9 protein-coding genes and 1 riboswitch are annotated in these 12,213 nt (G+C 70.1%); all 9 genes read right to left on the bottom strand.

Features of this window, described 5'->3' with window-relative positions; genetic code table 11:
• Positions 1–8: 8 nt before the first annotated feature.
• Entirely contained in the window at positions 9–1,043 is a 1,035-nt protein-coding gene (locus tag MC380_RS16930) for an aminotransferase class IV (RefSeq protein WP_242166158.1), read from the bottom strand.
• Entirely contained in the window at positions 1,034–1,270 is a 237-nt protein-coding gene (locus MC380_RS16925) for an ACT domain-containing protein (RefSeq protein WP_242101444.1), read from the bottom strand. Before MC380_RS16925 ends, MC380_RS16930 begins: the two co-directional genes overlap by 10 nt.
• A complete protein-coding gene (gene ilvG / locus MC380_RS16920) occupies positions 1,254–3,107 on the bottom strand; it encodes an acetolactate synthase 2 catalytic subunit (protein ID WP_242166148.1) in 1,854 nt (617 codons plus the stop codon). The genes MC380_RS16925 and ilvG overlap by 17 nt, the downstream gene beginning before the upstream one ends.
• A complete protein-coding gene (gene ilvC / locus MC380_RS16915; RefSeq protein WP_242101442.1) occupies positions 3,107–4,153 on the bottom strand; it encodes a ketol-acid reductoisomerase in 1,047 nt (348 codons plus the stop codon). Before ilvC ends, ilvG begins: the two co-directional genes overlap by 1 nt.
• Before the next feature lie 46 nt (positions 4,154–4,199).
• Positions 4,200–5,942 carry a dihydroxy-acid dehydratase gene (locus MC380_RS16910; protein WP_242166140.1) on the bottom strand — a complete coding sequence of 581 codons (1,743 nt, stop codon included), beginning with the start codon at positions 5,940–5,942 and terminating at the stop codon, positions 4,200–4,202.
• Between the two features lie 388 nt (positions 5,943–6,330).
• On the bottom strand, positions 6,331–7,626 hold the full coding sequence (gene thrC, locus MC380_RS16905; protein ID WP_242102919.1) for a threonine synthase: 1,296 nt from the start codon (positions 7,624–7,626) through the stop codon (positions 6,331–6,333).
• A 14-nt stretch (positions 7,627–7,640) separates the two neighbouring features.
• Positions 7,641–8,573, bottom strand: a complete 933-nt coding sequence (locus MC380_RS16900) for a homoserine kinase (protein WP_242101440.1) — start codon at positions 8,571–8,573, stop codon at positions 7,641–7,643.
• Positions 8,570–11,059, bottom strand: coding sequence for a bifunctional aspartate kinase/homoserine dehydrogenase I (gene thrA, locus MC380_RS16895; RefSeq protein WP_242101439.1), 2,490 nt, complete (start codon positions 11,057–11,059; stop codon positions 8,570–8,572). The genes MC380_RS16900 and thrA overlap by 4 nt, the downstream gene beginning before the upstream one ends.
• A 354-nt stretch (positions 11,060–11,413) precedes the next feature.
• Entirely contained in the window at positions 11,414–12,139 is a 726-nt protein-coding gene (locus tag MC380_RS16890; RefSeq protein ID WP_242166138.1) for a YdeI/OmpD-associated family protein, read from the bottom strand.
• A riboswitch (TPP riboswitch) is annotated at positions 12,113–12,210 on the top strand. Its footprint overlaps the gene before it by 27 nt.
• The last annotated feature ends 3 nt before the right edge of the window (positions 12,211–12,213 follow it).

Raw genomic sequence — 12,213 nt, 5'->3', positions numbered from 1 at the left:
CCGCCATGTCAGACCGGCGTCAGCCAGGCGAGCCGCGAGGTTTCTTCGCCACGCACGACCCGTGCATACAGCGCAGCCAGTTCGCGCGTCACCGGATTGGCGCCGTAGCGGCGGTCCTCGACCTCGGCGATCGGGGCGACTTCGGCCGCGGTCCCGCATGCGAAGACTTCGTCGGCATCGCGCAGCTCGTCCAGGCCTACCGCGCGCGCAGCGGCGCCGCTGAGCGCCATCACCGTATCGCGGGTGATGCCGGGCAGCGCATCGCGATGCTCGACCGCGGTGACGCGGCCATCCTTGACGATGAACACGTTGGCACCGGTGCATTCGACGACGCGGCCGTCCGCATCCACGAACAAGGCTTCGTCGAAGCCGCGCGCCTTGGCTTCGCGCTTGGCCAGGATCGAATTGACGTAGGCGCCGCACAGCTTCAGCGGCGGCAGGGAATCGGCCGGGTTACGACGCCAGCGGCTCACGCCGATACGCGCACGGGTGCCGTTCAAATGCACCTGGGTCGCGGTGGTGGCGACCATGAGGTGCGACCTGTGGCCTTCCACGTCCAGGCCGAAGTTGCCTTCGCCGGCCCAGGCCAGCGGCCTCACATAGGCATCGCGATGGCCGTTGGCGCGCAACGTGGCGAGGACCGCTTCGGTGGCCTGGGCCGGATCGAAGGCGAGTCCCAGCAGCTCCGTGCCGCGGCGCATGCGCTCCAGGTGCTCGGGCAGGCGGAACACCGCCGCGCCATCGGCGGTGGCGTAGGCACGGATGCCCTCGAACACGCCGCTGCCGTAGTGCAGGGCGTGGGTGTCGAGCGCTGCCTGCTGGGCGCTGGCGTCATGCAGTTCGCCGTCGAACCAGAGCTGTCGCGGACCTTCGCGCGCAGGGATTGGCGCGGGGCTGGGGAGTGGGCGCGACCGCGTGCCCGGGTTCTCCGCACCCTGGCCCGTGGCATCGGCATGCGATGCCGCCGGATCGGCGCCGGGCCGCTCGGCGTTGTCGGCGGACGCCGGGCGATCGTTCGTGTCGCGCAACTGGGTCACGGACATGGCCGCACCTCCACTGCGATGCAGTCATGGAGCTTGGCCAGCTGCTGCTGCAGCGAGGCTTCGGAACGGTCGCCTTCCACGGTCATGCGCAGGTGCCAGCGGTCGCCGTCCGGCTGCGCTTCGCCGTCGACCGACAAGGGGCGAAAGCCGCGTCGCTCGGCCGTGCCGAGCACCCGCGTCAGCGCGCCTTCGGCCTGGCGCAGGGTGAGATCAAGCTGATAGCGCATGCGGGCGTTCCTTGGCGGTCGCGGTGGCGGGTGCGGGCGCGGGTTGGGTTCCCGGCAACGAGGCGGCGTCGTCGGGATCGAGCATCTGCGCGTTGTTGTGGTTGGGTGGGACCAACGGCCAGACATTGGCGGCCGGATCGATGGCCACGTGCAGCAGCATCGGTCCGGGTGCGTCGAGCAGGGCGCGCAGCGCATCGTCTACGTCCGCGGCGCGTTCCACATGCAGGGCCTGCACCCCGAACGCGGCGGCCACCGCGGCGAAGTCCGGGTTGTCGGACAGGTCGATTTCCGAATAGCGCTTTTCGAAGAACAGTTCCTGCCATTGCCGCACCATGCCCAGGGCTTGGTTGTCGAGCAGCACGATCTTCACCGGCAGTCCGTAACGGCGCAGCGTGGCCAGCTCCTGCACGTTCATCAGGAACGAGCCGTCACCGCTGACGCAGACCACCTGCGCATTCGGATCCTGCATCTGCGCTCCGATCGCCGCCGGCAGGCCGAAGCCCATGGCGCCGAGTGCGCCGCTGCTCAGGTGCCGGCGCGGATGCGCGAAGCGGCAATGCTGCGCCACCCACATTTGATGCTGGCCCACGTCGCAGGTCACCACCGCCTCGGGCGCCAGTTCCGACAGGCGCCGCAGCATCGCGGGCGCGTACACGCCGTCGCCGGGCGCGTCGTAGCGCGCACCGAAGCGGTGCTTGCGCTCGGTGCACAGGTGCCGCCAGTCGCGGCGCGGCTGCGCATGGCGACCGTGCATCTGCGCGGCCAGCGGCGGGGTCAGCCGTGCCAGGCTGGCGGCGATATCGCCCGGCACGCCCACGTCGGCCTGGCGCAACTTGCCGATCTCGCAGGCGTCGCCATCGATGTGCACCACCCGCGCATGTGGAGCGAATTCGCCCAGCTTGCCCGTGGCGCGGTCGTCGAAACGCGCGCCGACCACGACCAAGACGTCGCATTCCTGCACCGCCAGGTTGGCCGCGCGGCTGCCATGCATGCCCAGCATTCCCAGGTTGGAGGGATGGCTGGCCGGCAGCGCGCCCAGCGCCTTGAGCGTGAGCACGGTTGGGATGCGGGTCTGCTCCACGAAGTCGGCGAAGGCGTCTTCCGCGCCGCCCAGCACGATGCCGCCGCCGCCGTAGATCACCGGTTGCTTCGCCTGTGCGACCAGCGCAGCGGCCGCATGCAGGGTCCAGTCCGGTGCCTTGGGCATGGGTTCGACGGCCAGCGGTTCATGCGCGGGCAGCTGCGACGCGTCGGCGATCTGCACGTCCTTGGGCAGGTCGATCAGCACCGGGCCGGGACGTCCCGAGCGCGCGATGCGGAAGGCTTCGGCCAGCATCTCCGGCAGCTGTTCCACCCGACGCGGCAGGAAGCTGTGCTTGACGATCGGCAGGGTCATGCCGAACACGTCCAGCTCCTGGAATGCATCGGTGCCCATCAGCGAGGTCGCGACCTGGCCGGTGATGCACACCATCGGCACCGAATCGAGCATCGCATCGGCGATACCGGTGACCAGGTTGGACGCGCCGGGCCCCGAGGTCGCCACGCACACGCCGACCCGGCCGCTGGCGCGCGCATAGCCGTTGGCGGCGAACGCCGCCCCCTGCTCGTGGCGCACCAGCACGTGCTTCAAGCCGGTAACGCCGTGCAGCGCGTCGTAGAAGGGCATGATCGCGCCGCCGGGATAACCGAACAGCGTGTCCACGCCTTCGGCCTGCAGCGCCTGCACCAGCCAGCGCGCACCGTTCAGCGGTGGCGGTTTCGGCGCGGCGTCGCCCGCGGCGCCGGCGCCCTCTTCGGCGGCCGCGTCGATGGCGGTGGCCGGGCTGTCGGCGTTCATCAGGCGGCCTCGGCCTCGCGCGCGGCCTCGGCGGACGCGGCTTCGGCGTGGTTGGCGGTCGCCGCAGGTTTCGCAGCCGGCGCGGCGTTGTTGTCCAGCCACTTCATGCCGGCCCGCAACCGCTTGCCGACTTCCTCGATCGGATGCTCCAGGTCGGCCTGCTTGTAGCGCTTGTAGTTCGGCAACCCGGCCTGGTGCTCGGCGATCCAGGCGCGGGCGAAGGTGCCGTCCTGGATATCGGTGAGCACATCCTTCATGCGCTGCTTCACGCCCGCATCGATGATCCGCGGGCCGCTGACGTAATCGCCGTACTGCGCGGTCTCGGACACGAACTCCAGCATCCGGGTGATACCACCCTCGTAGAACAGGTCGACGATCAGCTTCAGTTCGTGCAGCACCTCGTAGTAGGCGATCTCCGGCTGGTAGCCGGCTTCCACCAGGGTCTCGAAGCCGGCCTGCACCAGCGAACTGGCACCACCGCAGAGCACCGCCTGCTCGCCGAACAGATCGGTTTCGGTTTCCTCCTTGAACGTGGTCCTGATCGCGTTCTGGCGTGCGCCGCCGATGCCGGCGCAGTAGGTCAGGGCCAGTTCCTCGGCGCGGCCGCTGTTGTCCTGGTGCACCGCATACACCGCCGGCACGCCGCGTCCGATCTCGAACTCACGCCGCACCAGCGCGCCCGGGCCCTTGGGCGCCACCAGCACCACGTCCAGGTCGGCGCGCGGCGAGATCTGGCCGAAATGCACGTTGAACCCGTGCGCGAACAGCAGGCAGGCGCCACTGCGCAGGTTGGGTTCGATCGTGCCGCGGTAAAGCTGCGGCTGGACCATGTCGGGCGTGAGCACGGCGACGATGTCGGCACCGGCAACCGCTTCGGCGGGCGTTTTCACGTCGAAGCCGTCGGCCTTGGCCTTCTGCTCGGTCGGCCCGCCCGGGCGCAGGCCGACAGTGACGTCGAAGCCGGAGTCGCGCAGGTTCAGCGCATGCGCGCGGCCCTGGCTGCCGTAACCGACGATGGCGATCTTGGGTTGGGTGGAAGCGGTCATGGTGTGGTTTCCTTCGAGGGCGGGGTCGTTGTGTGGCAGATGAGGGTCAGGCGGCGATCGTCTCGGTGGTTGCCGGCGATGCGGAGTCGACGAGGGATGCGGCGATGCGCCTGGGCGCATCCCTCGGCCCGGGCGCGGTGACCGCGCCTTGCGAGGCGGAACTGACGTCGCGTGCGTACTTGGCCAGGACGCCGGTGGTCACGCGCGGTGCGATCGTCACCGGCGTGCGTTGCGACAGTTCGGCATCCACGTCGATGCGGCGCGAGGCGACGTCGATGGTCACCATGTCGCCATCGCGCAGACGCGCCAGCGGCCCGCCGCGCGCCGCTTCCGGCGCGACGTGGCCGACCATGAAGCCGTGGGTGGCGCCGCTGAAGCGGCCGTCGGTCACCAGCGCAACGTCGTTGCCCAGGCCCTGGCCGACCAGCGCGGCGGTGACCGCGAGCATCTCGCGCATGCCGGGGCCGCCGGCAGGCCCTTCAAAGCGGATCACGACCACGTCCCCGGGCTGGATGCCACGCGCCTGCACCGCGGCGAAGGCGGCTTCTTCCGAGTCGAACACGCGCGCAGGCCCGGCATGGCGCATGCGGCCGTGGCCGGCGAGCTTGACGATGCAACCCTCCGGCGCGAGGTCGCCGTACAGGATGGAATAACCGCCGCGTGGCTTGATCGGGTCGGCGATGGGCCGCACCACGTCCTGCACCTCGGCCATGCGCGCATCCGTCAGTTCCTCGAAGAACGAGCGGCCGGTGACGGTCGGAATGTCGGCGATCAGGCCGGCCGTCTTCAGTTCGCGCGCCACCAGCGCCGCGCCGCCGAAGTCGAACATCTCGGCCGCGGTGTAGCGACCGCCCGGTTTCAGATCCGCGATCACCGGCGTGGACGCGGCGGCCTCGAATTCCTCCAGGCCGAAGTCGACGCCGGCCTCATGCGCGATCGCCAGCAGGTGCAGAGCCGCATTGGTGGACCCGGCGGTGGCCGACACCGCGCGCGCGGCGTTGCGCAGCGCTGCGGGAGAGAGAAGGACGCGCGGTGTCGGCCCGCCATCGCGCAATTGCCGCATCACCAGTTCGCCGCATGCGCGCGCGGCTTCCGGTTTGTCCGCATGGATCGCGGGGATATCGTTGGCGCCCAGCGGCGACAGGCCCAGAAAGGTCAGCACCATCGCCATCGTATTGGCGGTGAACTGGCCGCCGCAGGCGCCGGCGCCGGGGCAGGCATGGGTTTCGATGCGCTTGAGTTCGGCGTCGTCGATGCGCCCCGCTGAATGCGCGCCGACCGCTTCGAACACGTCCTGGACGGTCAGCGCCTTGTCTTCGCCGGTGCCGCGCTTCGACGGACAGTGCCCCGGCATGATCGTGCCGCCGTAGAGGATCACGGTGGGAATATCCAGGCGCGCGGCGGCCATCGCCGCGGCTGGGATGGTCTTGTCGCAACCCACCAGCAGCACCATCGCGTCCAGGCAGTGGCCCGAGACGGCCAGTTCGATCGAATCGGCGATGGTTTCGCGCGAGGCCAGCGAGGCGCGCATGCCGTCGCTGCCCATGGCGATGCCGTCGGTGACGGCGATGGTGTTGAACTCGACCGGCGTGCCGCCGCCGTCCTGCACGCCGCGGCGCACGTGTTGCGCCAGCTCGCGCAGGGTGATGTTGCAGGGAGAAACGTCGGACCAGGTGTGCACCACCGCGACGAAAGGTTTCGCGATCGCTTCATCGTCGAGCCCGGTCGCGCGCAGCATCGCGCGTGCCGGGGCGTGGGCGGAGCCTTGTTTGATTGCGTCGCTGCGCACTGAAGAGGTTCCTGTGGAAACCAACGTGTCCGAAACGAAAAACCCCGCGCCTTCTGGGCGCGGGGTCTTGGTTTCTTCAACCTTGGGTCTGTTAGTTACGCAAACCCGATCCCCGCGCCAGATTGGACGGTAATAAGGACGAGTACGAGGACGAGCGCTGCGAGGCCGGACAGCACCAGAGACACGTCGGGCGACATGGCCTGAAGGGTCTGCGGCAGGGTGCTGCGCTGCGTCATGGTGGCAGGGAAACATGTCCCCGCGCGGAATGTCAACAGTTTCGATTAGAACTTTTCGCCATGAAGCGCGAGTTGTCCCCGCGGCTGTGCCTGCGATCACGTGTGGCCTCGGACGACGACGCTCGCTGGGGCCGTTGCATCCGGAAGTGGTTTCAGCAGAAATCTTCGACCAGAACTTCCCGCAGCGCCATGTCGTTCGCCGCGAGCGGTTGTGCGCTGGCCGGTCGCGCCAGGCATTCGGCGAATGCCGGCGGCAGCGCGATCACATGGCCGACCAGCGGCTCCACGATGCTCTCGAACTTGGCCGGATGCGCGGTCGCCACCACCGCCCAGGTCCGGGTGTCGCCCCCGGCCCGCAGCCGTTCGAGCACGCGCAGCCCGGTCGCGGTGTGCGGGCAGGGCACGATGCCGTGGCGTGCCGGTGCCTGCCGGATCGCATCGCGGATGGCCTCGTCATCCACCACGTCCGCGGTCATGGCAGTGCGCAGCGCGGCATCACTGGCATGCCAATGGCGCAGGCGTTCGAAGTTGCTCGGTGCGGCGACGTCCATCGCATTCGCCAGGGTCGGCCGCACGGGTCGCGGCTGATATTCGCCGCCGCCGAAGTAGCGCGACAGGGTGTCGTTGGCGTTGGTCGACAGCCGGATCCCGTGGATCGGCGCGCCCATGCGCTGCGCGAGCAGGCAGGCGCAGGCGTTGCCCAGGTTGCCGGTGGGCACGATGAAGCCCAGCGCGGTGCCATGGGCCGCATGGTGTCGCGCGGCGGCCTGCGCGTAATAAGCCGCCTGCGGCAGCAGCCGGCCCAGGCTGATGCTGTTGGCGGTGGTCAGCGGCCGGCGTGCGCGCAGGGCGGGGTCGGCCAGGGCCGCCTTGGCCATGCGCTGGCAGTCGTCGAAGCTGCCGGCCACGCGGTAGGCGCGCACGTTGTCGCCCCAGCAGCCCAGGCCGTGGGCCTGGCGCGGCGACACACCGCCGTCCGGATACAGGATCACCACCTCGAAACCCGGGCGTCGGTGGAACGCCGCAGCGACTGCGGCGCCGGTATCGCCAGAGGTGGCGACAAGGATCGTGGTCGGCGGCGCGCCGTCGGTGCGCAGTGCTTCGAGCGCGGCGGCCAGGAAGCGCGCCGCGTAATCCTTGAACGCGGCCGTCGGCCCGTGGAACAGCTCCAGCAGGAAGTCGCCCTGACCCGCCAGCGGACGCAGCGGCGCGTCGAAGGCGAAGGCTTTCGTGCACAACGCTTCGAGCCGCGGCTGCAGCGTCGAGCCCTGCAGGTAGGGCGCGAGCACGCGCGCTGCCATGCTGGCGAGCGATACGGCAGGGGAGGTCAGGTCCACCGTCGGAATGTGCCTGGGCACGTACAGGCCGCCGTCTGGTGCCAGCCCTGCCACCAGCGCAGCCTCGATGCCAACTTCCGGCGCGTCGCCTCGGGTGCTGATGTAGCGCATCGATTCGGCGGCGCTCATGCGATCAGGTCCGCGCGCGGGCCGGCGACCGGGGAGACGTAAGCGCGCGCATCGAAGCCGCTGTCCACGAAGGCGGCCCGCATCGCCGGCGCCGCAGCTTCGGCCTCCTGCTGCGATGCGAACCAGGCGAACACGCTGGGTCCGGCGCCGGAAATGCTGGCGCCGAGCGCGCCGTGTTCGAGTGCAGCCGCCTTGACCTGGGGAAAGCCGGGAATCAGCGCGGCGCGCCGGGGTTCGACCAGCAGGTCGCGTAGCCCGGCGCGGACCAGGTCGAGATCGCCCGTGTGCAGGCCGCTGATGAACTGGGCGAGGCAGGCGCCATGGGCGACGATCGCGGGCAGCGGATAAGGCTCTACGAGCACCGCGCGCGCGCGCCGGGTCTCCAGCACCTGGTCCGGATGCACCACCACCGCATGCAGGCCCGGCGGCACCGGCAGCGCCACCATCCGCGATGGCAGGGCCATGACCACGCCGCCAAGCAGCATCGGCGCTACGTTGTCGCCGTGGCGGCTGCCGGTCGACGCCGCTTCGCCCTCCAGCGCGAAGGCATACAGCGCCTCGCGCGGCAGCGGCGCATCGAGCAGCGCGTTCGCCGCCACGAGTGCGGCCACGCACGAGGCCGCCGAACCGCCCAGCCCGGAGCCGAGCGGGATGCCTTTCTCGAGCGTCAGCGCGAAGCCGTGCGCCAGGCCCAGGGCTTCGCGCATCGCCATCAACGCGCGCCCGGCGGTATTGGCGGTAGCGTCGAGCGGAATCGAGGCCGCGCCGGCAACGTCGCCCGCGACCGCGTCGATCCTGACCACGGGCGCGTCGATGCGCGCGACGCTGGCGATGTCGCGAGGCCCGTCGATTGAATGCCCCAGCAGGTCGAAGCCCACGCCGATGTTGCCGACGCTGGCGGGCGCGAAAGCTCGGACGCTGTGGCTCATGCGTAACGCCCGTCGGTGGCGCCGAGCGCGTTGGCGATCGCCAGCACGTCGCCGAACACGCCGGCTGCGGTGACTTCCGGGCCCGCCCCCGGGCCCTGGACCACCAGCGGATTGGACGCATAACGGTCGGTGGTGAACTGCACCAGGTTGTCGGTGAGCCGCGTATGCCGGCAGGCATGGTCGGCGGGCAGTGCGACCACGCCGACCTGCGCCCTGCCGTCGCGGGTGAGCCGGGCGAGGTGGCGCAGCCCGAGGCCCGCGGACTGCGCTGCCTGCAGCCGCGCCGCCATGGGCGCATCGAGTTCGTCGAGGCGCGCCATGAATTCGTCCACGCTCACGCCCTGCAGCGATGCCGGCACCAGGCTCTCCACGTCCACGTCCTCCAGCGACAGTTGCAGGCCGGCCTCGCGCGCCAGGATCACCAGCTTGCGGGCCACGTCCAGCCCGGACAGGTCGTCGCGCGGGTCGGGCTCGGTATAGCCCAGCGCCCGCGCTTCGCGCACCAGCGCGGAGAACGGTCGGCTGCCATCGTAGCTGTTGAACAGCCAGGCCAGCGTGCCCGAGAGCATGCCGTCAACCGCGTGCAGCGCGTCGCCGGTATCGAGCAGATTGCGCAGGGTCAGGATCACCGGCAGGCCGGCGCCGACCGTGGCCTCGTAGAGGAAGCGCCCGCCGCCCGCGCGCTGCGCGGCGCGGATCGCGGCATAACGCGACCAGGCCCCGCTGCCGGCCTGCTTGTTAGGCGTGACCACGTGGATGCCGGCCGCGAGCCATTCCGGATACTTCTGCGCGGTTGCGGCGCTGGCGCTGCAGTCCACGATCAGCGCGTGCGGGATGTGGCCGGCGCGCACGTGCGCGGCGAAGGTATCCAGGTCCAGCGGCTGCGCATCGTCCGAAGCCAGTCGCTCCACCGCCACTTCCGGCGCGATGACGAAATGGTCCAGCGCCATGCGCCGGCTGTTGGCGATCGCACGCAGGCGCAGGTCCACCTGCGAGCGTTCGCGCAGTCCCGGCAGCACGGCGGCGAGCTGCGCCAGCAGGCTGCGTCCGACGTTGCCCGGCCCGATGATGCCGACCGACACGGTCTGCGGCGACAGCCAGAATGCCGAATGCGCCGCGCGCAGCGCACGGGTGGCGTCGGTTTCGGCGATGGCCACCGAGATGTTGCGCTCGCTCGCGCCCTGGGCGATGGCGCGCACGTTGACCCGCGCCTGCGCCAGCCCGCCGAGCAGGCGCGCGGCCACGCCGGGCGTGCCGACCATGCCGTCGCCGACCGCGGCGAGCACGCAGATCCCGCGCGTGACCTCGACGCCCTGCGTGCGTGCGTCGGCCATCGCCTCGCGGAATGCGCCTGCGACGGCGTCGCGCGCGCGATCGACCTGTTCGGCGCGCACGATGCAGCAGATCGAGTGCTCGGACGAGCCCTGTGAGATCATCGTTACCGACACGCCGGCGCCGTGCAGCGCCGCGAACAGGCGCTCGGCGGCGCCGGGGACGCCGACCATCCCGTTGCCGACGAGTTCGAGTACGGCCAGCCCCCGGACCAGGCTCAGCCCCTTCACCGGCGACAGCTCTGCGTCGCCTTCCGGATTCGCCGCCAGGACCCAGGTGCCTGGCGCGGCCGGGTTCAGCGAATTGCGGATGCACAGCGGGATGCCCCGCGACTGCACCGGCGCCATCGTCTGCGGGTGCAGCACCTTGGCGCCGAAATAGGCCAGCTCGCAGGCTTCCGCATACGACATCGTCGGCAGGACCAGGGCATCCGGGACCAGCCGCGGGTCGGCCGAGAGCACGCCGTCGACATCGGTCCAGATGGTCAGTTCCTGCGCATCGCACAGGTTGGCGAAGATGGCGGCGGAGTAGTCGCTGCCGTTGCGCCCCAGCGTGGTGTCGTCGCCGGAACGATCGCGTGCGATGAAGCCGGTGACGACCACGTCGCGCGCCGGATGCGCTGCGCGCCAGGCGGCAAGGCGCGCGCGGCTCGCGTCCCAGTCCACGCCGACGCCCATTTCACCGGCATGGACCACCAGCACGTCGCGCGCGTCGAGCCGGTCCCAGCCTGCGCCCAGTGCGGCCTGGACCAGGTGCGAGGACAGCAGTTCGCCTGCGCCGTGCACGCGGGCGAGCCGCGCGGGGCGGCCGGTTTCGTTCTGCAGCGCCGCGAGGTCGCCGCGCAGCCGGTCGAGTTCCGCATCAAGCGCCAGCGTCGTGGCATCGCCCAGGCCAAGCGCGCGCGCCGCGGCGTGGTGGCGATCGCGCAACGCCTCCCAGCCTGGGTGCCAGTCGCCGCCGGTTGCTGCGCGCTCGCCCAGCGCCACCAGTGCATCGGTCGTGCCCTGCATGGCCGAGACCACGACCCAGCGTGGGTGCGCGCGGTCGGGTTCGAGCAGCGCGGGCAGCGCGCCGATGCGCGTGGCGTCGGCCAGGCTGCTGCCGCCGAACTTGTGGACCCGGTGGGCAAGGAGGTCTTGCGGAACGAACGACATCGATGAAGCTCCGTTGGGGCTCCGCCGCGATGCCGGGTAGGGACGCAGCCCCACACCCGGATCGGGTGCGGAGCGGCGTGGTGGATCAGATGGACACGCCGGTCCGTACCCGGTGAGGTGGGGTACCGGTACCGGTGGTAATCGTCGCAGCAGCCGCCAGACCGGGCGCGCCGGTGCCGGGGACAGGGGTCATGCCTGGATGCATGTTGCGATGCGTCATGCACGCAGCTGAACACGCGCCTGGAGGGGCTGTCAACGGTTGCTCGGGTAACCGGCGTGGCAGCCATGCCTGGGTCCGAGCGGCCGCGTGGTCAAGTCGCCATCAAAGCGGGGTGTCGCGTCGTGCGCGAAGGTTCATTTCCCGCCCTGCGGATAAATCGTCTCACCGCGCTTGAGCATTTCCACGAAGGTCGCGATCTTCTTCTTCCGCCCCGCTTCGGTCTTCATGCTTTGGGTGCGGAAGGCCAGCGCGAACCGGTTCTTCGCGTTGAGTTTCTCCAGCATGTCCCTGGCCGCTGGCTCGGCCTCGATCGCCGCCAGCAGGTCGTCTGGAAGCTTGGTGCCCTTGATCCTGTAGGTGCGATCCCAGCGCCCGTCGGTTTTGGCCGCTTCGACTTCCTTCAGCCCGTGCTCGGTCATCCTGCCCTCCTTGATCAGGCGGGCGACATTGTCGACGTTGATCTGGCTCCAGGTGCTCTTCCTGCCGCGCTGCGTGTAGCGCTGCAGGAAGCTTTTGTCGTCGAAGCCCTTCCGGATCGCGTCGATCCAGCCCCAGCAAAGCGCCGCGTCGATCGCTTCCGCCGGGGTGATCGACTTCAGACCGGATCCGACCTTGTGGATCTTGATCCAGACCTCGCCTTGCTTGTCGTGATGCTGGCTGAGCCATCGGTAGAAGGCCTCGGCGTCCTTGAATTCGTGGATCCTGTCGGGGTCGACCTTGACGGACGGCATCTGCTTGCTCCTGGCTGCGCTGGCACCGGCCGGCAGCTTAGTGGCAGCCGGCAGCGGCGCCAAAAGGCCGCTGGTTTCGCCATCGATCGCATGGTCAAATAGCCGTCGAAGCGGGGGTACCGCGCCCATGCGCGGTTGAGACAGACCCTTCGAACCTGATCCGGTTGACACCGGCGTAGGGAAGCTTCGTGACACGCTCGCCG

This window comes from Lysobacter sp. M15 (assembly GCF_022662515.1).
Taxonomy (GTDB): domain Bacteria; phylum Pseudomonadota; class Gammaproteobacteria; order Xanthomonadales; family Xanthomonadaceae; genus JAKPBU01.
The sequence above is the reverse complement of the archived record's forward strand: the minus strand, read 5'-3'. Positions and strand labels throughout refer to the sequence as shown.

Bases quoted from the DNA above. Each gene is read 5' to 3' on its own strand.
- MC380_RS16890 (WP_242166138.1), bottom strand. From the start codon at position 12,139: ATGGGCGCGGTACCCCCGCTTCGACGGCTATTTGACCATGCGATCGAT.
- MC380_RS16925 (WP_242101444.1), bottom strand. From the start codon at position 1,270: ATGCGCTATCAGCTTGATCTCACCCTGCGCCAGGCCGAAGGCGCGCTG.
- ilvG (WP_242166148.1), bottom strand. From the start codon at position 3,107: ATGAACGCCGACAGCCCGGCCACCGCCATCGACGCGGCCGCCGAAGAG.
- thrA (WP_242101439.1), bottom strand. From the start codon at position 11,059: ATGTCGTTCGTTCCGCAAGACCTCCTTGCCCACCGGGTCCACAAGTTC.
- thrC (WP_242102919.1), bottom strand. From the start codon at position 7,626: ATGCGCTACATCAGCACCCGAGGCGACGCGCCGGAAGTTGGCATCGAG.
- MC380_RS16930 (WP_242166158.1), bottom strand. From the start codon at position 1,043: ATGTCCGTGACCCAGTTGCGCGACACGAACGATCGCCCGGCGTCCGCC.
- ilvC (WP_242101442.1), bottom strand. From the start codon at position 4,153: ATGACCGCTTCCACCCAACCCAAGATCGCCATCGTCGGTTACGGCAGC.
- MC380_RS16900 (WP_242101440.1), bottom strand. From the start codon at position 8,573: ATGAGCCACAGCGTCCGAGCTTTCGCGCCCGCCAGCGTCGGCAACATC.